The organism is Sutcliffiella tianshenii, assembly GCF_016908565.1.
GTDB classification, from domain to species: domain Bacteria; phylum Bacillota; class Bacilli; order Bacillales; family Bacillaceae_I; genus Sutcliffiella_A; species Sutcliffiella_A tianshenii.
Window position 1 is genome coordinate 41,525 of the sequence record NZ_JAFBED010000009.1, and the last position, 24,619, is coordinate 66,143.

The 24,619-nt window shown below is 48.5% G+C and carries 21 protein-coding genes and 1 riboswitch; of the genes, 9 read left to right on the plus strand and 12 right to left on the minus strand.

Features of this window, described 5'->3' with window-relative positions:
- Positions 1 to 46 precede the first annotated feature (46 nt).
- The 4 genes from metH to JOC95_RS17135 are packed head-to-tail and all read right to left on the minus strand — an operon-like array spanning position 47 to position 7,658.
- Positions 47 to 3,502: a methionine synthase gene (gene metH, locus JOC95_RS17120; RefSeq protein WP_204418416.1), complete on the minus strand. Its 3,456-nt coding sequence runs from the start codon at positions 3,500 to 3,502 to the stop codon at positions 47 to 49.
- Positions 3,495 to 5,351: a bifunctional homocysteine S-methyltransferase/methylenetetrahydrofolate reductase gene (locus JOC95_RS17125; RefSeq protein WP_204418417.1), complete on the minus strand. Its 1,857-nt coding sequence runs from the start codon at positions 5,349 to 5,351 to the stop codon at positions 3,495 to 3,497. Before JOC95_RS17125 ends, metH begins: the two co-directional genes overlap by 8 nt.
- Positions 5,335 to 6,531, minus strand: a complete 1,197-nt coding sequence (gene metC / locus JOC95_RS17130) for a cystathionine beta-lyase (protein ID WP_204418418.1) — start codon at positions 6,529 to 6,531, stop codon at positions 5,335 to 5,337. Before metC ends, JOC95_RS17125 begins: the two co-directional genes overlap by 17 nt.
- Positions 6,528 to 7,658: a methionine biosynthesis PLP-dependent protein gene (locus tag JOC95_RS17135; protein ID WP_204418419.1), complete on the minus strand. Its 1,131-nt coding sequence runs from the start codon at positions 7,656 to 7,658 to the stop codon at positions 6,528 to 6,530. Before JOC95_RS17135 ends, metC begins: the two co-directional genes overlap by 4 nt.
- 121 nt (positions 7,659 to 7,779) lie before the next feature.
- Positions 7,780 to 7,904: riboswitch (SAM riboswitch) on the minus strand.
- Between the two features lie 527 nt (positions 7,905 to 8,431).
- Here JOC95_RS17135 and cydD point away from each other — a divergent pair.
- Together cydD and cydC are read left to right on the plus strand one after the other, a co-directional pair.
- Complete coding sequence (gene cydD / locus JOC95_RS17140) at positions 8,432 to 10,165, plus strand: thiol reductant ABC exporter subunit CydD (RefSeq protein ID WP_204418420.1); 1,734 nt, start codon at positions 8,432 to 8,434, stop codon at positions 10,163 to 10,165.
- Positions 10,162 to 11,880: a thiol reductant ABC exporter subunit CydC gene (cydC, locus tag JOC95_RS17145; protein WP_204418421.1), complete on the plus strand. Its 1,719-nt coding sequence runs from the start codon at positions 10,162 to 10,164 to the stop codon at positions 11,878 to 11,880. The genes cydD and cydC overlap by 4 nt, the downstream gene beginning before the upstream one ends.
- 315 nt (positions 11,881 to 12,195) lie before the next feature.
- Here the strand turns inward: cydC and JOC95_RS17150 are convergent, their stop codons facing one another.
- The 4 genes from JOC95_RS17150 to JOC95_RS17165 all read right to left on the minus strand — a co-directional run bounded on the left by JOC95_RS17150 (position 12,196) and on the right by JOC95_RS17165 (position 15,544).
- Positions 12,196 to 12,780, minus strand: a complete 585-nt coding sequence (locus JOC95_RS17150) for a PepSY domain-containing protein (protein ID WP_204418422.1) — start codon at positions 12,778 to 12,780, stop codon at positions 12,196 to 12,198.
- A 167-nt stretch (positions 12,781 to 12,947) separates the two neighbouring features.
- On the minus strand, positions 12,948 to 13,502 hold the full coding sequence (locus JOC95_RS17155; RefSeq protein ID WP_204418423.1) for a PepSY domain-containing protein: 555 nt from the start codon (positions 13,500 to 13,502) through the stop codon (positions 12,948 to 12,950).
- On the minus strand, positions 13,492 to 14,871 hold the full coding sequence (locus JOC95_RS17160; RefSeq protein WP_204418424.1) for a HAMP domain-containing sensor histidine kinase: 1,380 nt from the start codon (positions 14,869 to 14,871) through the stop codon (positions 13,492 to 13,494). Before JOC95_RS17160 ends, JOC95_RS17155 begins: the two co-directional genes overlap by 11 nt.
- 4 nt (positions 14,872 to 14,875) lie before the next feature.
- A complete protein-coding gene (locus JOC95_RS17165; protein WP_239582985.1) occupies positions 14,876 to 15,544 on the minus strand; it encodes a response regulator transcription factor in 669 nt (222 codons plus the stop codon).
- Positions 15,545 to 15,766: 222 nt separating this feature from the next.
- On the opposite strand from JOC95_RS17165, the gene JOC95_RS17170 reads away from it, so the two are divergent.
- Positions 15,767 to 17,476 carry an ABC transporter transmembrane domain-containing protein gene (locus JOC95_RS17170; RefSeq protein ID WP_204418425.1) on the plus strand — a complete coding sequence of 570 codons (1,710 nt, stop codon included), beginning with the start codon at positions 15,767 to 15,769 and terminating at the stop codon, positions 17,474 to 17,476.
- A 91-nt stretch (positions 17,477 to 17,567) separates the two neighbouring features.
- On the plus strand, positions 17,568 to 18,119 hold the full coding sequence (locus JOC95_RS17175) for a general stress protein (protein WP_204418426.1): 552 nt from the start codon (positions 17,568 to 17,570) through the stop codon (positions 18,117 to 18,119).
- A gap of 139 nt (positions 18,120 to 18,258) precedes the next feature.
- Here the strand turns inward: JOC95_RS17175 and JOC95_RS21585 are convergent, their stop codons facing one another.
- Complete coding sequence (locus JOC95_RS21585; protein ID WP_275580581.1) at positions 18,259 to 18,390, minus strand: hypothetical protein; 132 nt, start codon at positions 18,388 to 18,390, stop codon at positions 18,259 to 18,261.
- A 274-nt stretch (positions 18,391 to 18,664) separates the two neighbouring features.
- Positions 18,665 to 20,083 carry an LVIVD repeat-containing protein gene (locus JOC95_RS17180; protein WP_204418427.1) on the minus strand — a complete coding sequence of 473 codons (1,419 nt, stop codon included), beginning with the start codon at positions 20,081 to 20,083 and terminating at the stop codon, positions 18,665 to 18,667.
- Positions 20,084 to 20,408: 325 nt separating this feature from the next.
- On the opposite strand from JOC95_RS17180, the gene JOC95_RS17185 reads away from it, so the two are divergent.
- Both JOC95_RS17185 and JOC95_RS17190 read left to right on the plus strand, forming a co-directional pair.
- The gene (locus tag JOC95_RS17185; protein ID WP_204418428.1) at positions 20,409 to 20,933 is read left to right on the plus strand and encodes a hypothetical protein; all 525 of its coding nucleotides are present in this window, start codon (positions 20,409 to 20,411) and stop codon (positions 20,931 to 20,933) included.
- A 125-nt stretch (positions 20,934 to 21,058) separates the two neighbouring features.
- A complete protein-coding gene (locus tag JOC95_RS17190) occupies positions 21,059 to 21,988 on the plus strand; it encodes a manganese-dependent inorganic pyrophosphatase (protein ID WP_204418429.1) in 930 nt (309 codons plus the stop codon).
- Between the two features lie 59 nt (positions 21,989 to 22,047).
- Here the strand turns inward: JOC95_RS17190 and JOC95_RS17195 are convergent, their stop codons facing one another.
- Positions 22,048 to 22,194 carry a lmo0937 family membrane protein gene (locus JOC95_RS17195; RefSeq protein ID WP_204418430.1) on the minus strand — a complete coding sequence of 49 codons (147 nt, stop codon included), beginning with the start codon at positions 22,192 to 22,194 and terminating at the stop codon, positions 22,048 to 22,050.
- Between the two features lie 181 nt (positions 22,195 to 22,375).
- On the minus strand, positions 22,376 to 22,522 hold the full coding sequence (locus JOC95_RS17200; protein ID WP_204418431.1) for a lmo0937 family membrane protein: 147 nt from the start codon (positions 22,520 to 22,522) through the stop codon (positions 22,376 to 22,378).
- Positions 22,523 to 22,755: 233 nt separating this feature from the next.
- Here JOC95_RS17200 and JOC95_RS17205 point away from each other — a divergent pair, with 233 nt between their 5' ends.
- The 3 genes from JOC95_RS17205 (at position 22,756) to JOC95_RS17215 (ending at position 24,424) form a co-directional block, all read left to right on the plus strand.
- Positions 22,756 to 22,953, plus strand: a complete 198-nt coding sequence (locus JOC95_RS17205; protein WP_204418432.1) for a CsbD family protein — start codon at positions 22,756 to 22,758, stop codon at positions 22,951 to 22,953.
- A 24-nt stretch (positions 22,954 to 22,977) separates the two neighbouring features.
- Entirely contained in the window at positions 22,978 to 23,463 is a 486-nt protein-coding gene (locus JOC95_RS17210) for a DUF2188 domain-containing protein (protein WP_204418433.1), read from the plus strand.
- A gap of 82 nt (positions 23,464 to 23,545) precedes the next feature.
- Positions 23,546 to 24,424, plus strand: coding sequence for an SDR family oxidoreductase (locus tag JOC95_RS17215; RefSeq protein ID WP_204418434.1), 879 nt, complete (start codon positions 23,546 to 23,548; stop codon positions 24,422 to 24,424).
- The last annotated feature ends 195 nt before the right edge of the window (positions 24,425 to 24,619 follow it).

Consider the following 24,619-nt stretch of genomic DNA (forward strand, 5'->3'; position numbering starts at 1 on the left):
AAAAAAGCCTACTGATAAAGTAGTCAGCAGGCTAAAGCTTCATTGTTTATAGCACGTTAAAATATCTCGCTTCCGGATGGGCAAAAACGATGGCCGATACGGATGCTTCCGGCTCCATCATGCAGCCATCAGTCAGCTCGATCCCGATATCCTCTGGACGGATCAGCTTGAACAGCTTTTCTTGATCCTCGAGATTCGGACAGGCCGGGTAGCCAAAGGAGAAGCGCTGGCCCTGATATTTGGCGGCGAAGCGTTCTTTCATCGTGAAGCTTACTGGATCTGGGAATCCAAAGCGGTCGCGCATCTGCTGGTGCACGAGTTCCGCCAGTCCTTCCGCGGTTTCGAGGGCAAGTGCCTGAAGCGCGTGGCTTTCCAAGAAACGTCCTTCTTTTTTATAGCTGGAAGCAAGCTCCCGGATGCCTCTTCCGGCCGTGACTGCAAAAAGTCCGACATAGTCCATCACGCCGCTATCCGTTGATTTCACATAATCGGAAAGGCAGAGGTAGGGCTCCTTCTCCTGTCTCGGAAACTCAAATCTCTCGATGACTTTGGAATGATCCTCAGGATGGTAGATCAGTAGGGTATTGTCCTCCGACTGTGCCGGGAAAAATTGATAGACGGCTGCAGGGGTGATCAACCCTTTCTGCTTCGCTTCCGCTAGCAGTTGATCGACTACTGCCTTCACTTGAAGGGTCCGTTCGTCCTTTTCTGCGATCAGGTTGGCGATTTTGCCTTTTACCCCAAGGTGATGCCCGATCAGCATCTGCATATTGATGTAAGGCTCCACATGCGAAATGGAATAGTTCCGCAGCAGATGACGCTTCGTATCGCTCGGCTCAAAGACCCGGACATCACGCGAGACCTTGGAGCGAACCTTTACTGCCGTTGCCACGGCCCCTTGATCCGCGGGAATGGCAGGAACGTCGACCAGCTTGCTTTTCTTCTCCTGATGGGCAAGTGTCAGCTCTGCAAGTTCCTCGGGAGAGCGGAGCTGGTTGGCAAGAGAGAGGCCATTCATCGCGTCTTTTGCGTATAATACAAGCCCTTCATATTCTTTGGAAATTTTATTGTCGGTGAATTTCCGTGAAAGTGCGGCGCCTCCGACCATGATCGGGGTCGAGATGCCGGCCTGCTTCATGTCGTGTGCGGTGATGACCATTTGCTGCGCCGATTTTACAAGCAAGCCGGAGAGGCCGACAATGTCCGGCTTTTCTTTTTGAATCGCCTGAATGAGATCATTCGGTGTGACCTTGATCCCTAGGTCCACCACATCAAATCCGTTATTGCTCAAAATGATGTCGACGAGGTTTTTCCCGATATCATGCACATCCCCTTTGACGGTAGCCAGCAGGATCTTTCCTTTGGAGGAGGAGGCATCATTCTTCTCCATATGAGGCTCAAGATAGGCAACGGAAGCCTTCATGACCTCTGCGCTTTGCAGCACTTCGGCGACGATCAGTTGGTTATCATTGAAGAGCCGTCCGACTTCCTTCATGCCGCTCATCAACGGTCCATTGATAATATCGAGTGGGGTAGGGTAGGCGGCAAGCGCAAGCTCCAGGTCCGGAATCAGCCCTTCTTTTGTCCCTTCCACCACATAGTAGGCAAGGCGTTCTTCAAGCGGCATGTCTGGAAGGGTGGACTTCACTTCCTTTTTTTTGCCTCGGTAGAAGTCCGTGAACTGTGCCAATGCTTCATCCGTTGTCGCAAAAAGAAGCTTTTCCGCCATGGCTACCTCCTCTTTTGGAATCGAGGCAAAGCGCTCCAGCTTTTCCGTATTCACCAACGCATAGTCCAGTCCTGCCTGTGTACAGTGGTAGAGGTACACGGCATTCAGCACCTCGCGTCCGACAGGCGGAAGACCGAATGAGACATTGCTGATGCCAAGGACGGTCAAGCATTGCGGAAAATGCTCCTTGATGAGGCGGATCCCTTCAACTGTTGCATTGGCAGAGCCGATATACTGCTCATCCCCGGTCCCCACCGGAAAGACAAGCGGATCAAAAATAATATCTGTCGGGGAGACCTTGTACTTATTCACCAAAAGGTCATAGGAGCGCTTGGCAATTTCGAGCTTGCGCGCCGCCGTCACTCCCATGCCCTCTTCATCGATCGTCCCTACCACGAGCGCTGCGCCATATTTATGGACGAGTGGGATCACTGCTTCAAAGCGCTCTTCGCCATCTTCTAGATTGATAGAGTTGATGATGGCCTTCCCCTGGGAGTATTTCAACGCCGCTTCAATGACAGCCTCGTCCGTCGAATCGATTACAAGCGGCACCTTGACCTTCTTGACTACTTCCTGTACAAAAGCGGTCATGTCTTCAAGCTCATCGCGGTCAGGATCAGCGAGGCAGATATCGATGACATGCGCGCCGCCTTTTACCTGGGCCCGTGCAACCTCTGCAGCCTCTTCATATTTCTTTTCTGCAATCAATCTCTTAAACTTGCGGGAGCCGATGACGTTCGTTCTTTCACCGACCATGATCGGTCTGAGGGTCGGATCGTCATAGATAAAGGATTCGATCCCCGAAACTCGGTGGTTTGATGGTGCTTCCACCTGGCGCGGCTGATAGTCCTTCATTTTCTCCGAGATGGCACGGATATGTTCCGGTGTTGTTCCGCAACATCCGCCAACGATGTTCAGCCACCCTTGCTCGGCAAACCCTGCAAGCTTGGCAGCAAGGGAGTGCGGCGTTTCATGGTAGTGGCCCTCTTCATCCGGCAGCCCTGCATTCGGATAACAGCTGACTGCACTTTGGGAAAGGCCGGATAGGGTCCGGATATGATCTTGCATGAATTCCGGTCCTGTTGCACAGTTCAACCCGACCGCGAGCGGCTTCATATGCTCGACTGAAATGTAGAAGGCATCGATCGCCTGGCCTGCAAGCGTGGTTCCCATCGGTTCAATCGTTCCCGAGATGATGATGGGGATCTTGCCGCCTGTTGCTTCAAAGGCCTGTTGGATGCCGAGGAACGCACATTTTACATTGAGAAGATCCTGGCTTGTTTCGATCAAAAGGCAGTCGGAGCCCCCGTCGATCAGCCCTCGTGCCTGCTCAGCGTAAGCTTTGGTAAGTGCATCGAATGTGGTTCCACCCGTGACACTCAGTGTTTTGGTGGTCGGGCCGATGGATCCCGCAACAAACCTTGGCCACTCTTCCGTGGAAACCTGGTCTGCCGCTTTCTTGGCAATTTCAGCTCCCAATCTATTAATCTCATAGGCGTGTGCACCGAGGTTATATTCATCAAGGACAAGGTTGGTCCCGCCGAATGTATTGGTCTCGATGATATCTGCACCGGCTTTTAAATATTCGAGATGGATGGTTTCGATGACATCGGGTGCTGTGATATTCAAATACTCATTACAGCCGTCGTATTCCTCTCCGCCGAAATCTTCGGCAGTCAGGTTTGCCTGCTGCAGCATCGTCCCCATGGCGCCGTCCATGATGAGGATCTTCTGTTTCATTTGCTGTTCTAATAATGTGAGTGTCTTAGACATTGTGCATCCTCCTTGATGAATGGAACGGTCCATATTTTTTGGCGTAGGTGGCAAGCTCCACCGTCAGCTCGTATCGCATAAATGGGGTGATGAGATAAATGCCGTTAAAAAGCTCCAATGCCGCATCGAGCAGTCCTTTTGCAATCGTCAATCCTTCCTGGCTGGCCTGTTTCGGGTCATCCTTATGCTTGCCCATCGCTTCTAATATGTCTTTGGTCAGCTTGATGCCGGGAACCTCATGATGCAGGAAATTGGCATTCTGGCTGCTGGTCAGTGGCATGATGCCGATATAGATCGGTGCATCGATGTGCCTTGTTGCCTGATAGACCTCCATAAGCTTCTCTTCTGAAAAGACAGGCTGGCTGATGAAATAATCCGCACCGCTCTCGATTTTCTTTTCCAATCGCTCCACCGCCTTGTCGATGAGCCGGACATTCGGATTGAAGGCGGCCCCGACAGAAAAGCTCGTGCGCTCGCCAAGGTCCTTCCCAGAAAGGGAAATCCCCTGATTGAACTGTTTGATCATATCGATCAGTCCGAATGACGTCACATCATACACCGAGGACGCACCGGGAAAGTCGCCGACCTTGGTCGGATCGCCGGTTACAGCGAGCACATCATGGATGCCAAGTTGGTGCAGGCCCATCAGGTGGGATTGAAGGCCGATCAGGTTCCGGTCGCGACAGGTAATATGAATGAGCGGGCGCAAGCCGATTTCCGACTTCACGATCGATCCAAGCGCCGTGTTGCAGACGCGCGGGGAGGCCAATGAGTTATCAGCCAAAGTGATGGCATCGATTCCTGCATCCTTGAGTGCCTGGGCCCCCTGCATGAAGCGGTCCGTGTTCAGCTTTCTTGGTGGATCAAGCTCCACGATGATCGACTGCTCCTTTTTCGCCTTTTCGAAAAGGGGAGGGGCTGTCTTTTTAGCTGGTGGTGTCACAACGGTCATTCTTTCCCGGGTCTTCACCTTTTTTTCTGTTACAGGCGCTGCGCCTTTCAGTGCAGTGGAAAAAGCCTCGATATGTGCAGGCGTCGTCCCGCAGCAGCCACCAAGGAGCCGCACCCCCTGATCGCGGAAGGAGAGGGCAGCCTCCGTGAAGTAATCTGCATCACTTTCATATTGCAGTTTCCCATCCACATAGGACGGCAAGCTGGCATTCGGATAGGCGGAAAGATAGGCGTGCTTCGGAATTGCAACCTCCTCGAGCGTGGAAAGCATATGATATGGCCCAAGCCTGCAGTTGAGCCCGACGATATCCGCTCCGAGCGCTTCAAGTCGGGAGAGTGCTTCCGAAATTGGCACCCGGTTCTGCATGAATCCGACCTCCTGCAAGGAAACCTGGGAGATGATAGGAAGCGTCGTTTCCTTTCTTGCGATGGAAAGGACGGTCTCGAGCTCCTCGAGGTCATAGAAGGTTTCAAGGAGAATGCCATCGACCCCTTCAAGCAGCAGGCAGTAGAGCTGTTCACGGAAGGTGCGCTTGATTTCTTCGATTGGCGTCGCCTGGGGCTTGATGCCACGGATACCACCGATTGTTCCTACCACAAATGCATCGTGATTGGTGACAGCCTTTCTCGCCAATCGTACAGCCGCGCCATTAATCTCTTTCACCTGATCCTGCAGGCCGTAGCGCTCCAGCTTATGATAGTTTGCTGCGTAAGTATTGGTCTGGATGATATTGGCTCCTGCATTCAGGTAGGCCTGATGGATGTTGTAGATCTGATTGGGCTGGGAGAGGTTCAGCTCCTCAAAACAGCAATCCGAGCCGTAGGAATAGAGAAGGGTTCCCATGGCACCGTCCGCAATCAATATTTTATCCTGCTTTATGCTATCCAAGATTCCCATGGTAAACCCTCCCGTTGACATTTGCTTTTACTACGCTGGTTGCTTGCAATGCTTTTTCAAAATCATGAATCAGGTCCTGCTCATCCTCCAAGCCGACCGATAGTCGGAGCAGGGAGTTGGAAATGCCTCGTTTTGCGCGTTCCGCTTCCGGCATGGCGGCATGTGACATTTTTGCAGGATAGGAAAGAATCGATTCCACAGCCCCGAGACTCACGGCGAAAACCGGGATTTCCACGCTTGAGACGAAGGTGCGAAGGGCTTCTTCATTTTCCAGCTCGAAGGAAAGGACGGCGCCTGCGCTCTTGGCCTGGCGGTGCTGCAGCCCGCAGCCTTTATGGGAGACGAGCCCTGGATAGTAGACCTTTTTTACGAGCGGGTGCTTTTCCAGGTAAGCCGCGATTTTGCTTGCCGATTTTACCGATTGCTCCATCCGGACATGCAGGGTTTTCAAGCCACGTAGGACAAGCCATGCATCCTGCACCCCAAGGATGGCGCCGAATGAATTTTGCAAAAAGCTGAGTTTCCCTGCCAACTCCTCATCCCGTGCGACAGCAAGCCCAGCTACGACGTCGCTATGTCCGGATAGGAATTTCGTTGCGCTGTGGAGCACAAGGTCAGCGCCAAGCGTGAGCGGCTTCTGGAGCGCAGGTGTCAAAAATGTGTTGTCCACGAAGGTCCAGGCACCTATCGACTTTGCAAGCTTTGCGACCGCCTCGATATCCGTCACTTTCAGAAGCGGATTTGATGGCGTCTCGACATATAGGACCTTCGTATTCGGCAGTATGGAGGCTTTCACATTCTCAAGATCGGTCATATCAACAAACGTATATTGAATGCCGTAGCGCGAAAGCACCTCGGATACCATGCGGTAAGTGCCCCCGTACACATCCTCTGAAATCAGGACATGGTCTCCCTGTGACAGGAGCAGAAAAGCGGTGGAGATGGCCGCCATCCCGGAGGAAAATGCAAATCCCCTCGATCCTTCTTCGAGGTTGGCAATCGTATCCTCAAGTGCCTCGCGTGTCGGATTCGCCGATCGCCCGTAATCGTATTTGCCGAAATGGTCGACATCAAACTGATGAAAAGTGGACGCATGCTGGATCGGCACACTCACCGCGCCAGTCACAGGATCGACTTTGTGCTTGTTGTGCAGGAGCTTCGTTTGAAAGGAATGGCTCACGACAGCACCTCCTTTGCGATGGTTGCGGTCTTGGCTGCCTGCTCGAATGCAAGGTTAAGGTCATGAATCAGGTCATCACTATCTTCAATTCCGACTGAAAAGCGCAAGAGACGGTTGCATACTCCCGTGCTTAAACGGATCTCTTCCGGGATATCGGCATGCGTCTGTGTGGCAGGGTAGGTGATGAAGCTCTCCACACCGCCCAGGCTCTCAGCAAAGGTAATGAGATTGAGATTTTGAAGGAAGGGGTTCACCCACGATTCTTCTTTGATGCGGAAGGAAAGCATTCCGCCTTTTCCAGGGTAGAGCACATCGGTGACCGCCCCGTGCTGTTTCAGATAGTCAGCGAGAATAGTTGCGTTCTTTTGATGCCGTTCCATCCGGAGGGCGAGCGTCTTCATGCCGCGGATGAGCAGCCAGGAGTCGAACGGGCTGAGCACAGCACCGGCCGCATTGTGATAGAGTGCTAGTGAGTCGCATAGCGCACGGCCCTTTGCCACGATCAATCCTGCAAGCACATCGTTGTGGCCACCCAAGTACTTGGTTGCACTATGCACCACAATATCGGCGCCAAGCTCGATCGGCTTTAAGAGAATGGGAGTATAAAAAGTATTGTCACAGATCAATAGCAGTCCATGCGCTTTTGCCAAGCGCGCCACTGCCTCTATATCCGTTTCCACCATCAGGGGATTGGTAGGGGATTCTACAAAGATGGCTTTTGTTTGCGGGGTGATCGCTTCTTCAACCTTGGTAAGGTCACTTGTTTCCACATACTTGCAACACAGTCCCCATTTTTTATAGCCTTCTTCAAACAGACGGTACGTCCCGCCGTAAAGGTCCTTGCAGACAATCAGCTCATCACCGGACTGGAAAAGGGATAGAACGGTAAGGATCGCCGCCATGCCGGAGCTGCACGCATAGCCCTGGTCGCCATGCTCAAGATCCGCGATTGCCTGCTCGAGCAATTGACGGGTCGGGTTTCCGGAACGAACATAATCGTATCCCGAGGACTGACCGATTCCTTCATGACGGTAAGCGGTAGAAAAATAGACCGGTGGATTCACGGTGCCTGTGGCCGTTTCACTGCGATTGCCGATTTGCGCGAGCTTCGTTTCTGTCTTATACATAAAAATATCCTCCTCTATGGTAAGTGGACAACGTTCATCACCAGAGAGGAGGACAGGGACTCTTTTAGGGAAAATAAAAAAGCCTTCTGTAAGAAGAAGACTTTTGCAAAAAAGTTCATTCTTCTCATCTGTACAGGTTTTTAAATGAAAACCTGCTGGAATTAGCACCTTTTCAGTCGTCAGTGAAGACGCTGCTGGTTGCTGAGGTGTCTACGGGCCATTTCCCTCGACCTCTCTGGATAAGAAAGTTCACTATGAAATTTACGGATCATTTTGATTATTTAACTAATTTACAACAGGTGAGGGTGGAATGCAATGGTTTTTTCCGAATGGATTAAATTATTTTTATGCAGGGGGTGGGGGGAATAGACTTGAATTGTTGGGTGAGGGCCTTCATATTTGTCCTTTCTACGGCTGATTCTAACAAATCATTCTCTCATTCTAACAAAATTCAGGAACATTCTAACAAACTTCAGAAACATTCTAACAAATCGGTCCTTCATTCTAACAAATCGGTCCTTCATTCTAACAAATCAGCCCAGCATTCTAACAAATTGCTTTTTCGTCCAACTTTAAAAGGCCTAAGAAAAGATTCATTCCCCTCCTTTTCGGGAACATACAAATTGTCATAAAAAGGTCAATCTCCAAACGGGCAATTAGTACCGTGATGCATTATAATGAGTATAGTATGTGAAATGTTTCACGTACTCTCGAACCACACTAAATTAAACCATTTAACATATACGCCAATCTAAAAGGAGAAGTGGCAAAGGATGAAGGATCTTAAAACGATAGCAAAGGCACAACGGAATACAAGGGCAGTGCTTATTTTCCTTGCTGTTCTGTCGGGGTTCACTGTCATCGGGCAGGCTTACTTTTTCGTGACGATAGTGGATCGCATCTTCCTGAAGGGTCATACATTCGAGGAAATCATCCCATTCCTCTCGGGCCTTTTGGCTATCATGGCGTCAAGGGCCTTGCTCACCTATCTGAACGGGGTGGCAGGAGTGAAGATGGCCTCCAAGGTGAAGCGGGATTTCCGCCATGCACTTTTAAATAAATTTTCTAAAAGCCCTATTCTTGCGTCCTTGAAGGGTCAGTCCGGGCAGAAGGTGAGCGTGATGATGGATGCGGTGGATGAGATAGATCCTTATTTCAGCCGCTATATCCCCCAGATGATCCAGTCATCCGTCGTGCCGATCATGATTCTGGTTGCGATTTTCACGCAGCATATGAATTCTGGCTGGATCATCCTCGTGACGGCGCCGTTCATCCCGATTTTCATGATTGTGGTGGGGCTGAAAACGAAGAAGAAATCCGAGGAGCAGATGGATAAGCTAGCGGCATTCTCAGGGAGGTTTCTTGATACGCTGCAAGGCTTGACGACTTTGAAGCTGTTCGGAAGGTCACAAAGACAAAAGGAAACCATCCGTGACAGCAGTCTATCCTTCCGTGAAGCGACGATGGAAGTGCTGAAGATCGCGTTTCTCTCATCACTCATGCTTGAGCTGATTTCGATGCTTGCGATCGGGCTTATCGCATTGGAAATCGGCCTGCAGATGGTCGTGTTTAAAAATATGACATTCTTTCCGGCGTTCTTCGTGCTGGTGCTCGCACCTGAATTCTACTTGTACCTGAAGGATCTCGGCAGTGCGTTCCATACAGGGCGCGGCAGCATGGGAGCGGCGAAAAAGGTGACAGACGAGCTTGCGGTGGAGGAAGAACCGATCGAATGGGGCAGCGAAGAGCTGGCCAACCCGGAAATGCCTCCGGTCATCGAGCTTAACAGCATCGGTTTCAGTTATGCGGAAAACGGCTTTACCTTGAAAAACATACAAACTAAGCTCCCGGCTTACGGACAGATCGCCGTCGTCGGCCGAAGCGGGGCGGGAAAATCCACGCTGCTTAACTTGATGGCAGGCCTGATTCGCCCGACCGAAGGGGAAGTGCTGGTAGACGGCCGGCCGTTATATGGCTACAAGGAATCAGATTGGTTCGATCAACTCAGCTACATCTCACAGAATCCATATCTTTTTTCCGGGACGATTGCCGAAAACATCGCCATTGGTGGAAAAGGGAATGCGACCCGTGAGGAAATGGAGCAGGCGGCAGAAAAAGCCGGCATCCTCCCACTGATTCAATCATTGGAGCATGGATTTGATACAAAAATCGGGGAAGCGGGGAGAGGACTTTCCGGAGGCGAAAAGCAGCGGCTTGCTTTGGCGAGGGCTTTCCTGAAGAGGCCGAATATCATTCTTTTCGATGAACCGACGACAGGACTGGACCTGCAGACCGAGCGGATTTTGCAGAGATCGATGGAGGAATTGGCGAGGACGTCGACCGTCATCACAGTGGCGCATCGTCTTCACACGATTAAAAAAGCGGATAAGATCCTACTGTTGGAAGCAGGCGTGCTTGTTGCAGAAGGAACACATGAAGCGCTGCTAAGCACGGTTCCCGCTTACAGGCAAATGGTTTCCGTACAACAGGGAGGTGAAGAGGAATGAAGGATTTAGCGATCGTGATAAAGCTGATGATGGTGGAGAAGAAGGATGTTTTCCTTTCCATCTTGCTAGGATTCACGGCAGGAATTGCGGCAGTGGGGCTTTTCGCATCAAGCGGATACTTGATTTCAAAAGCGGCGCTCATGCCTCCGATCTACGCGCTGACCGTCATGATTGCCCTCTTGAAGCTGTTTGGCTTTGCGCGCGCGCTTAGCCGATATGGCGAACGGTATTTTTCCCACCGTGCGACGTTTACGATCCTTAGTAACTTACGGGTTTCTTTTTATGAGAAGCTGGAGCCGCTTGCCCCGGGGATCTTCCAAAAATATCGGAGCGGCGACCTGCTCTCAAGAATCGTCGGGGACGTGGAGAGCCTGCAGAACTTCTTTTTGCGCGTCTTCTATCCGCCAATTGTACTCGTCATCGTATTTTTGAGTACGATATTCTTTCTCTCGTTCTATTCTGTTTATATTGCACTCGTGATTTTCTTGGGGCTGCTTTTAACAGGATTTATAGTCCCGGCGATATTCGCGTGGAAGCAGCGTAAATTATTGAGCAAGGTCCGCGAGCAGCGGGGTGAGCTTTCGACGGAAGTAACGGAGCTATTGTACGGATTCCGTGATTTGAAAATCTACCAGAAGCTTGCTGGAAAAGAGGAGCAGCTCGTGAAGGCGGCCGACTCTTATCTGAAGGAGCAGGAACGCGAAGGTGTGCAGGCGATGTTCAATCAATCGGTGAACTCTTTTGCCTCACTTTTTGTATCCTGGATGGTGCTTGCGCTTGGGGCATTTTTAGTGGTGGAAGGCGATTTGAACGGTTTGTTCCTGGCGATGCTCGTGATGATCTCGTTGACCGTCTTTGAAAATGCCACTCCGATGGCGGTGTTCCCGAACCATCTGGAGGATAGCCGCAGGGCGGCAAAGAGACTGTATTCGGTGGTGAAGGACGAGAAAAAGGTGAATGGTACGGATTCTTTAGAGCCGTTGCCGTTTGGTAAAGCACTGGATGTGGAGCTTGAGAAAGTCAGCTTTACTTTTCCCGACGAGCCGCGGATTACGCTGAATGAAATCAGCTTGAGACTGTCTGCCGGATCGAAAACGGCGATTGTCGGTCCGAGCGGTTCCGGGAAATCCACGGTTCTGCAGCTGCTCCTTAAAATCCAGGAGGCGGACTCCGGTTCAGTTCGCATCGGAGGTATCCCGATCTCACAGATTGAACAGGAAAACCTTTGGGAGAGTATGAATGTCGTGCTGCAGGAGAATCATTTTTTCTATGGCAGCATCCGCGATAATCTGTTGCTAGCCGGTGAGGAGCTGGAAGATACGGCGTTGTTGTCGGCACTTGCGAAAGTTCGACTCGACTATTTCGCGTTGGAGGATCAGGTGCTGGAAAAGGGAGAAAACCTCTCAGGAGGAGAAAAACAACGCTTGGCCATCGCCCGTGCAATGCTGAAGGGCAGCCGCTTATGGCTCTTGGATGAGCCGACCTCGTCTGTCGATGTGTTGACTGAAAAAACGATTTTCCACCACCTTTTTGAGCAGGCGAAGGACGATACGCTCGTTCTGGTGAGCCACCGATTGACCGGTTTGGAAAAGATGGACCAGATCATCGTCATGGAGCAGGGACGCATCGTGGAATCGGGAAGCTATACCGAACTGATGGAGCGTAAAGGGTACTTTTATGAAATGAAACAGATAGAGAAGAGCGTGTTTATGTGATTTCTGTGAAGATCGCCCCGATTTTTGGAGTGGGGCGGTCTATTTTTCCGTTGTTTAACTGAGGGTTTTAGGGTTCGGAGCTGTGCTGTGGGAGTCTATCGAACTTTTTTTGAGGTCTATCGGACTTTTTTTAAGATCTATTGAACTTTTTTTAAATTCTATCGAACTATTTTCAAATTCTATCGGACATTTTTCACGTTCTATCGAACATTTTCCAATTATTGGGTCGATTTTGACCCGAGCAGTGCATGGCCCGGACCGGCACACAAATAAAGCAGCCAACTCCACCGAGTCGCCTGCTCCACAAAATTAATCCTAATCATCCCATTCTACATAAAGCATTTTCCCTGTCACGGCATCCACATAGACGGTAACATCCTCATCGTCGTCGCCATTTTCCTTGCCTGTATCAATTTCGATTTCATATACATGGGATCCGTTTTCCCGATCAAGCTCCACGCTTTCCACGGTTCCTTTGACTTCTTGTAGCGCAACCTCTTCTGCTTTTTCCAAAGTGATTAACGTTACGTCTTTATCTTCTGTAGAAGCATCCTTTTGGCGGTTACTGTCGTCGTCACGGTTTTCCTTTTTCTCTTTCAAAATTTCGCCATTCTCCTCGGAGATTTTGAAATCATATTCAAACTGGCCGTCCTCGACTTCGATTTCATATACGTAGCGGCCGTTTTCACGGTCCTTTTCCGCCTCGGTGATGACGCCGTTCTTTACTTTTGCCAACGCGATCTCGGATGCTTCATCGAGCGTGATTCCCTTTTGATTTGTTTCTGCATTTTCCACCTGCTGAAGGTTCTGCTCCTTGTTATCCTTCTTCAATACCTCTGCCCCAACACTGACTCCGCCGATCAAAACGGCTCCTGCCATGACTGCTGTGAAAATTTTCATTATGTTTTCCTCCTTTAATTTCTGTTAGTTTTACTTGCTACACTTACACTATAGCCAGCGAACATTAATAGAAAAGGAGTGCAACATTAAAAATTTTTAATGAAAGCAAAAAGGACGATCTGGCAAGCGCGCAGCAACTAAGCAGCGCTTGTCAGATCGTCCATATTTTAGTCCCAAGTCAATGATAGGATCTCTCCGGTATAGGCATTGATGATGACAAGTGCCTCCGTTTCTTCGTCGACTTCGATTTCGATTTCGTAGACCCTTATCCCATCCTCATCATCGAGTTCGATGTCGTCCACTTTCCCTGAAACCTCCTGCAGTGCGATTTCTATCGCCTGCTGTTCGGTTAATATCGTAGGGGGAGGTGCTTCTTCAGAAGGCGGCGTTTCTGCAGGGGGGTCAGTCGGTTTCGGTTCCTCGTGAGCAGGAGGGGTTCCGTCAACATTTGCTTGCAGTCGCTTCAAAGAGGTGACCTCACTGGATTCCCCGTCGATGACGATCTGGTACACACCTTTTTCATTTTCGATCATGACAACATACTCAGGTTCCTTCAGGGAAATCGATTGGATGGTACTGCCTTCATATTGCGTCTCAACCAGTTCCTGGATTTCCTTTTCTGAAGCAAGAGCTGCAGTCTCCTTGAAAAAGAGGAAGTAGACGGAAACTGCCCCGGCTATCAGTAATAATAGAACTGCAAGCAATATCCATTTACTTCTCATCTTTCTGTGCCTTCCTTTCAGCGGTTTTAGGGAGAGTCACCGTCACCGTCGTACCCTCTCCCTCGGTGCTGTCGAGGGTGATGCGGCCTTTGTGCGCCGCCACTAATTTCTTGGCGATGGAAAGACCGAGTCCTGCCCCGCCAGTCTCACGGGTCCGTGCTTGATCCACCCGGTAAAAGCGGTCAAATATCTTATCCTTGTCCTCCTCTGGGATCCCGACCCCTCTATCCTGTATAGAAAAGGAAAGGGTCCGCCCAGTCTCGGTCAATTCCAACGTGATAGGTTCCTGACTGTATTTCCGGGCATTGTCCAGTAAAATATAGACCACTTGCTTCAACTTGTTCTCATCGGCCAATAAGCGGAAGTCTGAACCATTGGTAATAATCTCGATATCACGTTTAAAGGTGACGCTCATATGCTTAGCGGCATTTTCACATAACTGCAGTAGGTCCAGCTCGTTCTTTTCAAGCGCCAATCTCGAATCGGCATTCGCGAGCTCGAGCATCTGCTCTGTCATCTCCCTCATACGTACCGCTTCCGAGTAAATCGCATCGACCGACTCCTCAAGAAGCTCTGGATTCTTCATACCCCAGCGCTTCAGCATGCTTGCATAGCTTTCAATGACCGTAAGCGGCGTCTTCAGTTCATGGGAAGCATCGGAAACAAATCTATGCTGCTTTTGATAGTTCTTCTCCAAAAGGTCGATCATCTGGTTGAAGGTCAGTCCCATTGTATAGAGCTCATCCTTGGATGATGCGGTCGGCTCGATCTTCTGGTAGTCCCCGGTGGATTGGATCTGCTTCATGGTGCTTGTAAGTGCATGAATCGGTGTCAGGATCAGCCTGCTGAGCATATTCCCAAAGAACAATGCAGGTATGAGGACAAATAGGGATGCCAGGGAAAGAACGATCAATAAAGTCCGCAGCGTATTCTGCGATTCCTCGAGACTTTCTGTCACTTCGAGCATTACGATGCTGCCGTCAGTCCAGATGAGAGGCATCGATACTACGGCATAGGCAATATCATCGAACGTGCGTATTTCCATCGATTGCTCGTTCTGAAATTTGGTGGGCAGCTGCCTCATATAAGCTTTGCGCGAGGTGGCAAATACGGATTTCGTGTCCTCATTGATCACCCGGATCATGCCGTTTCCAGGAAGATAGGCACGCAGCAGATTATCGAGATTATCATCGAGTGCTATCGCGTCGTTCACCTCTTTTACCACCGTCTTGGTGTGCTCTGTCACACGGCTCACTTCATTGTCAAAAATGATTCTTTGAAAAAGGAAATAGATGGCCCCGTTGATTAAGAGGAGCATGATGACGAGCCAGACGCTCGAAAATAAGAGGATTTTACTTTTTATCTTCATCCGTCTACTCCTTTAAGCGATAACCGACACCGCGGATTGTCTGAAGGGATTCTGTGATGGGCAGTTTTTTCCGGAGATGCCTCACATACACATCTACAATATTCGTGTCGCCATAATAGTAGAAGCCCCATACGTTGGTGAGGATCTGCTCGCGGTTCAGGGCCTGGCCCCTATTTTGAATAAAAAAGACTAGGAGCTCGAATTCCTTTGGGGTGAGGTCGATTTGTTCGTCCCCGTGTTTCACTTCTCTTGTCTTTTCATTGACGGAAAGGTCATGAAAGGTGAGGATGCCGCTTGCTTCCACTTGTGCACTTACGGTCCGGATGGTGGCCCGGACTCTGGCAAGCAGCTCCTCGATTTCGAATGGCTTTGTTATATAATCGTTCGCACCAAGGTCGAGTCCGCTCACTTTGTCGGGGATGGAGTTTCTCGCTGTCAGAAGGATGACCGGCGTGGTGGAGCCGGTGGTCCGTATCCGGCGCAAGACCTCCAACCCGCTCAGCTCAGGAAGCATGACATCAAGGAGCACAAGGTCCCAGCTTCCTTCCTTGAATTTCTCAAGCCCGCTTGCCCCGGTAAAGGCAGCATCCGTTTCATAGCCTTCATGCTCCAGCTCAAGCTGCAGGACCCGCGCGATCTTCTTTTCATCTTCGATTATCAAAATATTGGTCATCGCTATTTCTCCTGTTCTGTAAAAATAGGATTCGTTTGTATTCTTTATAACACAATTTGCTGCTGAATTCCTATCAGAGCGTTGACGGGCAGAAAAGGGAAGTAGTATAGTGGAATTAATTGAAAATCATTATCATTAGTGTCCCGAAAAAAATAATACTAGAATCTGAGATTTATAGGTACAATATAGAAAACTACTACATAGAAAAAGGAGGGGAAAAGCGTGCTGCGACGTTTTTTTTCTTACTATAAGCCATACAAGTGGCTGTTTATCCTCGATTTTTCCTGCGCGGTCCTTGTCGGGCTGCTCGAGCTTGCCTTTCCGCTCGCCGTCAATCAGGTAATCGACCGGCTCTTGCCGGAATCAAACTGGACGCTCATTCTCTGGGCATGCCTTGGGTTGATGGCAATATACGCCATTAATACCGGCCTGCATTTTATAGTCACCTATTGGGGGCATATGCTCGGGATCAATATCGAGACAGATATGCGCCGCAAGCTTTTTCAGCATATGCAAAAGCTTAGCTTCAGCTATTATGACAACAACAAGACTGGTCATTCCATTTCCAGGCTGACAAAGGATCTCGAGGAAATCGGCGAGGTTGCGCATCATGGGCCGGAGGATGTGTTCGTCGCCGTGATGACCTTGATCGGGTCATTTGTGCTCATGCTCTCCATCAACTGGAAGCTCGCGATTCTTTCATTTTTGGTAATTCCATTATTGATGGTGCTTGCCATTCATTTTAATAAAAAAATGACCCGTACCTTCCGCCGGATGTTCGGGGATGTGGCGGAAATCAATGCAAGGGTGGAGGACAGCATCGGCGGGATCCGTGTCGTGCAGGCCTTTGCCAATGAAAAGCATGAGCAGAAGCAGTTTGCCGTCAATAATGAAAACTACCGGAATACAAAACTTGCATCCTATAAAATCATGGCACAGAACGTGACGGCAAACTATATGCTGATGCGTCTTGTCACCTTGTTCACCCTACTGTTCGGTACATTTTTCGTCATCCGCGGCAACCTGACCTATGGGGAATTTGTCGCGTTCATTTTACTGTCAAATGTTTTAATGGGGCCGATCCAGAAAATCAATGCAGTGATTGAGAGCTATCCAAAAGGGATTGCCGGCTTCAAGCGTTATGTGGAAATCCTTGATACGGAGCCGGATATTGCGGATGCACCGGGAGCGGTGGCGGCAGAGCTTGATGGGGAGATTCATTACCGGAATGTTTCGTTCGGTTATGAGGGAACGGAGCGGGTATTGAAGAATATCAACTTGAACATCCGTGTAGGAGAGACGGTGGCGTTTGTCGGGCCATCTGGTGCGGGTAAAACGACGCTATGCAGTCTGCTGCCACGGTTCTATGAGCTTGAGGAAGGAAGCATTTTGGTTGATGGCTATGACACACGCGAACTGACATTACAGTCCCTGCGCAGCCAGATCGGTATCGTCCAGCAGGATGTATTCCTTTTCTCCGGGACCGTGCGAGAAAATATCGCATACGGCAAGCTCGATGCCACAGATGAGGAAATCATGGAAGCAGCGCGCCGCTCGCAATTGGATGAGTTCATTGCCTCACAGCCACATGGTCTTGATACAGTCATTGGGGAGCGCGGCGTGAAGCTATCCGGCGGGCAGAAGCAGCGTTTGGCGATATCCCGTATTTTCTTGAAGAACCCGCCGATTCTTATTTTGGATGAAGCGACATCTGCTTTGGATACGGAGACCGAACGCGCCATCCAGGGGGCTTTGAATGAGCTTTCCAAAGACCGTACCACACTGGTGATTGCACATCGACTGGCAACCATCAAAAATGCCGACCGGATCATGGTTGTCACAAAGGACGGGATCGCTGAGCAGGGCCGACATGATGAATTGATCGAAGCGGAGGGAATCTACAGCAGGCTCCATGCCGCACAGTTCGGATAAGGCGATTTATTAGTAATCCGCGTTTCGAAAAATAGCCACCGGGGAATGTAAGAGTTAACAACAACTTTTACTTTCCTAGGAGGAATAATAGATGAGAAAAACAATTTTAGGAGTATACGATTCGGAATTGGAAACGAGGAATGTGGTAGAGGGCCTGATCGTCCATGGCTATACGGCAAATGAAATTTCAGTAGTTTCCCAGCATAAGATGAGCAGCTCAGATTTTCCGGAGGGCACCAACGTCGAGAGGATAACGACTGAGCCGGAGGATGACTCTGTCATGGATAAGATCAAGCACGCCATCATGCCAGATGAAGCACAAGAAACAGAAGGTGTCGGCAACCGCCTGCTTAAGATGGGCGTATCCGACAGGGAAGCGCCGATGTATGCAACGGATATCGAGAACGGCAGGATTGTCGTACTGGTGGATGAGGCAAGCCATAGAGGCACGCCGGTAGAAAGCACCAAGCCGATTTCCGTCATGGAGGAGCAGACAGAACCTTCCTATCGTGTAGAATCATCGGCAGTGCATGAAAGCCCGAAAGAGCATAATCCATTCACCGGAATCGATGAAGAAACAAAGACAGTCCGTGCCAAAAGGGAAGCGGATATGCTGAAACAGGCAGATCTATATAAACTGTGAGAAGGGTGCCTACACTTTGGTGTAGGCGCTTTTTTTTGTGGGCGGGGTGGTGCGTGGAGCGGTTGTTGAGGTGGTGTTCGGGTGTGATGCTTTGTGATGCGTTGCAATGCTGCGATGCAAAACCAATGGCAATTTTCCTTTAATTGGAAAACGGACCGATAACGTGGCATTTTGGATCGATTGACAGGTGGAATGGACCGATTAGGGCATGTTTTAGATCGATTACCGGACATTTTGGATCGATTATTGCCGCTTTTGGATCGATTAACAAAATTCAGCCCCCGAACGCCCACGATCAATCCCCATTTCATAAGCACAACCCAGCGCCAGTCCAACAACAATAATCCCTATACCAAAATAGCTAAAATTAAACAAACGTTTGATTAAACGGCAAAAAAGTGTAGACTTCCCTTAGAATGCAGCCGATTTTCAAAAAAACACTTATAAAATTGTTATATAAAAATAAAGAGGGGCCAGACCCCCTTGCTAACACAAAAAAGCAAGCGGAGAAAAACTTCACCTCCGCTTGCTGCATACCCTATGTTCTACTCCAAAATCCGATTAGATTTATTACCATTCCCGTTATTCTTCAACAATACCTTCAAACCAGACCCCATATCGGAAGCCAGCACAAAATTCTTGTCTACGAATACGCCCCAGACATTCGCACTTTCCGGAGTATAGCGGCCAATTTCGGTCGGCTCGGATGGGTTGGTGATGTCCACGGCGATCACTCCGCCTGCATAATAGCTGAGGTACAGCGTATTGCCATGCACTTTCGGATCATGCACCGTGTTGGAGAATGTCGCATAAGTAGGTGGCGCATCCTCTGGGATATCAGTAGTCAGATCTGTCTTGAACTCGCTCAGCAATACAGGGTTTGTCTTATCCCTGATATCAAAAATGCGCGTATAGCCAAACGCTGCTTCAAAGCCGGACTTCAGCGGCTGATACACCTCACGCGTTTCGATCAAAATGGTATCCCCTTTAGCCAGAGCAGCGGAATGAGCGGAACCCTGCTGGTCGGTGGCAAACTCGGTGCGTCCCAGATAAACTGGTTTTTCGGGATTCTTCAAATCAAAAATCACCGTTCCCAGATCCCACATGGAGACATATGCATAGCGGCCGTTATTGTCCGCGATGACACTATGGTTGAACACTGGACGGGTCTTTCCGTCCGGGGAATCCCAATGGTAGCCGTTAAAGTCGGTCCCGACCTCTGGTACGCTGCGGGGATCGAACTGCCATAATGTCGTCGGTTCCGTTGGGTTGGATACATCGACCACCTGGAAGTCACGTGCCTTTCCATGACTGTAATAGTCGGCGTAAGGGCTTGCTGCAAGCACCAATGCCCGGTTGCCCTGCATCGTCAAATAAAGCTCATGCGTCCCGGTTGTCTGTTTCGTAACCTCCCAGAATCCCAATTTTTGAGGCTGATAAGGATCGGTTACATCATAAAGTAAAAAGCCTCCTTTGGAATCCGGATTATTCCTGTTCAGCTGCTGCACACTCACTACAGCCAAATCCCCTTTGAAATCAGCGGTGTTTACCGACTTCACAATCACTTTTTCATGCCAGGTCCCCGGGATATCATTATGGGCAAAAACAGCCACCTCTTTTGGATTGGAAGGATCCTTCAAATCGAGCACACGCACGCCGCCATTCCCGCCATTGCGTGTGTGGGTGCCGACATAGGCAAATCCTTTATGGGAATAGACATCTGCAAAAGAATTCTGCTTGCCATCTTCACGAACCACGTTCATCTCAGGGGCTGCCGCTTCATATAAGTGTTTTAAGTTTTTGCTTCCTTTCATCTGAGGAACAGCAAGATCGTCATAGTAAGTACGATCCCCTTTGATTAAACCCGTTTCATCCAAGGCGTCATGGGCAAGTCCGACAGGCGCCAGAGCAGAAAAGACAAGCATCCCTGCAATTGAAGTTTTGAAAAGAAAGTTCTTTTTCATATTGTTCCTCCTATTATGTAGAGTTTCGGAAAGCTAAATAACTTCCTTAAACTACATAGTAAGGAGGAAATTCCATCAGCACAAATTCTTATAAGAATATTCAGAAAACTGAACTTGATACCTCTGTCCCTTGAAATGAAGAGTATTTTTTAAATGGGGGCCAGGCTTCCTAGTAAAGGATGGATTTTCGACAATTATCGACGGAGTATTTCTGCACAAAACAATTTGTAGGATAAAAGTTTTGTTTTTTTAACCCGTATTCCATGAATCATTATAGAGATTCAGTTAGTATGAATAGTAGAAAACAGTAAAAGGGTGGAGAGTGTTGGAGAAAATAGAACTAAGTTATCGTTTTAAGCCAAGAGATGGGAAAGAGGGGCTAAGAAACCTGCCCCGTGCAAGACTCACTGAAAGGCTGATGTTTATCATCATGCCGCTGGTGGTGATCCTTACAGCCATTTATTCCGGAATGAGGGATCCATTTGGGATAATATTATTATTAATATTTGGGTCCGCGATTTTCTTTGGGATTTTTTATGTGATTATTTTCATCGGATTATCGGCAATGGGTAGAATCTTTTACAAGAAGACATTTTCTGATCCTTCAAAAAAGATCAGGATCACCTATCATCTTGGAGACGACTTTTTTACAGCCGGCAAAGATAATCTCCAAATTCCGATTGATAAAAATTTAAAGCTTGTCACGACAAAACGCAATCATCTACTTTACTTTGGCAAAATGATGAAAGCGAAGGTCCTGATCATCCCTAAGGAATACGAAGGGGACAAAAGATACCAGGAGCAGGTCGTCATTTTTATCAATGAGGTGAAGAAGAGACTGGCAGCATAATTGATATAATTTCACATACTCTTTTGAAAATCTCCCACATTTAAGGTAAAATTCAAAGAGGAAAAGCTATCCGGGAATAAGCGGATGGCTCTATTAAAAAGATGACGAAGCAAGGAGAATATACCATGTCAAAAGTATTCGTATTAGGACATAAAAACCCGGATACAGATTCGATCTGTTCCGCGATTGCATATGCAGAATTGAAAAAGCAATTGGGGATGGACGCAGAGCCTGTTCGCCTTGGTGAATTGAACGGGGAAACGGAATATGCGCTAAAAACTTTCAACGCAGAAGTGCCTCGTCTGATCGAGACAGCAGCAAACGAAGTGCAGGAAGTGATTCTTGTAGACCATAACGAATTCCAACAAAGCGTGAGCGACATCGCTCAGGTCCGTGTGCTGGAGGTTATCGATCACCACCGAATCGCGAATTTTGAAACAAGCGACCCATTGTACTATCGCGCGGAGCCGGTTGGATGTACGGCTACTATTCTTAACAAGCTTTATAAAGAGAACAATGTGGAAATCACGAAAGAGGTTGCGGGTCTGATGCTTTCTGCCATCATCTCTGATTCCCTGCTATTCAAATCCCCTACATGCACAGAGCAGGACGTGCAAGCTGCAAATGAACTTGCAGCCATTGCGGGAGTGGATGCGAACAGCTATGGCCTGGACATGCTGAAGGCTGGTGCCGACCTGAGCGACAAAACTGTCGAGCAGTTAATCACCCTGGATGCAAAGGAGTTCCAGATGGGCAACTACAAAGTGGAAATCGCGCAGGTGAACACTGTCGATACAGCGGACGTATTAAAGCTGCAGGAAGAGCTTGAGCTTGCCATCCTTAATACGATTGCGAACAAAGGCTTGGACCTGTTCGTATTTGTCGTGACTGATATCCTGACAAATGATTCTGTTGCATTGGCTCTTGGTAAAGAGACGGCAGCTGTAGAGAAGGCCTACAACGTTACATTGGAAAACAACACCGCACTATTGCGTGGCGTGGTTTCCCGTAAGAAACAGGTTGTTCCGGTATTGACGGACACCTTAACAAAATAAAAAAAGCTGGCAGTCATCGGTGAAAACCGATTGCTGCCAGCTTTTCTTTTTTCCTCTATCTACGGCCGTCTGCGTCCAGCGAATAGATTCCAGACCAACGCGATAAGTGCTACTACTAAAACGATATGGATTAAGTTACCTGCTACATCAAATGCGAATCCAAGTAACCATAATATGATTAAAACTGCAAATACGGTCCATAACATATGCGGCTGCCTCCTCAACATCTTATTTGAAGCTTATGATTGGTTTTCCCTAAGCTATTTCAAACTAAACATAGTAATTTTTTTCAAAAATGGATAATCAATATGATAGCTGTTTTGTGATCGGCTCCACTTGTTTTTTCGGGTGGAGCCGGTCAACTTTTACTCATGTTCTGTGCCGCGGTCAGACTCGACGACGTCCTGCAAATAGGTTGAATACGATTGCCAACAGGGCAAGTACAAGAAGGATATGAATAAGTCCTCCGCCGATTTCCATTGCGAATCCTAAGATCCAAAGTACGATTAATACAGCAAATACTGTCCATAACATAATAAGTTCCTCCTCGAAAGTTGTTTTGGTAAATTTTTTCAACGTCTACACTCTGGTTAATTCCCCAAGCTTCAAATTGTTAAACAAAAAATTTATTTCGGGAAATAGTGTAGGAGGATGGAATCAATTTTACATTTCAGCAAATTTACATGTTTTAAAACTATCTAAGGTGGAATTCATTAACTAGTGACGAGCAGGCTAGAATGTCACAAAAACATTTGGAGGTGATTTGAATGAATCAGGCAACCATGAAAGGTAAGTGGAACCAGATGAAAGGCGACGCTAAGAAGAAATGGGGCAATCTCACAGATGACGATCTTCAGCAGGTAGAGGGAAATCACGACAAACTAGTAGGCAAGATTCAAGAACGTTATGGAAAATCAAAAGAAGAAGCCGAGCGCGAAGTAAACGACTGGCACAAAACATACTAAATAAGAAAAGAGGAGATGGATAAAATGGCTAACAACAATAGTAACAATAATGATAATAACAATAACAATAGCAATAACGGAAACAACAGCAACAGCAGCAACAACAGCGGAAACAACAATAATAGCGGCAACAACAGTAACAGCGGAAGCAACAATAATAGCGGCAACAACAGCAACAGCGGAAACAACAATAATAGCGGCAACAGCAACAACAGCGGAAACAACAATAATAGCGGCAACAGCAGCAACAACAGTAATAGCGGAAACAACAGCAACAGCGGAGGCAACAATAATAGCGGCAACAACAACAGCAACAATAGCAGCTCCACCAACAGCAGCAGTAACAGCAGCGATAGCAGCGGCGGAAATATGAGCCGTGAAGAGGCAGGAAGAAAAGGTGGAGAAAAAGTAAAAGAGAAATATGGAACAGAGCACTTTGCAGAGATCGGCAAAAAAGGTGGAAACAGTTCCAACAACAACTCTGATAGCTCCAATAATTCCAACAACTAAGCTGATATGTACTTACAAAAAGCAGCCTCAGACAAAGGCTGCTTCTTCCTATTAAAAGCAACGAAAAGGAGAGGAAATAGAAATGGCACATGAAGATATCACGCAAAGACAAACAGACGGACAGCCGGCACAGGAGCAGAAAAAGCAGCCTGGTGACGAACATAAAATGGTACCTGAACCACTTTTCGATGACCCATCCTATAAAGGGAGCGGCAAGCTCAAAGGGAAAAATGCCATCATCACAGGCGGGGATAGCGGGATTGGAAGGGCGGTTGCCATCGCGTTTGCAAAAGAAGGCGCCAATGTCAGCATCGTGTATTTGGACGAGCATGAGGATGCGAAGGAAACGAAGCGTCTTGTGGAGGACTATGGGGCAAGATGCCTCCTGTATTCAGGGGATGTAGGGGAGAAGCGTTTTTGTACAGATGTAGTTAAGCAGACGGTAGAGGAACTCGGAGGTCTACATATTCTTGTGAATAATGCGGCAGAGCAGCATTACCATGAGAAAATCGAGGATATCTCAGAAGACCAGCTTACCCGCACCTTCCAAACCAATATTTTTTCCTATTTCTATTTTATTCAGGCGGCCATGCCGTATCTGAAAGAAGGCAGTTCGATTATCAATACGGCATCCATCGTTGCGTATAAAGGGCAGCCGGTTCTGATGGATTATGCGGCAACAAAAGGCGCGATCGTCGCGCTGACCCGATCCTTATCCGTCAATATCGTCGGAAGCGGAATCAGGGTCAACGGGGTGGCGCCTGGCCCTATCTGGACTCCTTTGATTCCTGCATCCTTCCCTGGAGATGACGTGGAGGATTTTGGCACCGACTCTCCGATGGGACGCCCCGGGCAGCCGGCAGAGCTAGCCCCAGCGTATGTATACTTGGCTTCAGACGATTCCACATATGTATCCGGTCAGATGATTCATGTAAATGGCGGTACGGTAGTAAACGGATAATGAAAAAAGGCTCAGAGCTGACTCTGGCCTTGGCCTTTTTGAGGTGCTAAGAAGTGACAGTCGTTTGTGCATCAATAGTGGTATATGTAAAAAGTGAAACTCGCCGAATTAAGCGGCGAGTTTCTTTATTAGGAATTCAAAAACTGATTTTCGAAGAGCAATTAAAAGTAAATTAAGCGGAGATTTTCCGGTTAA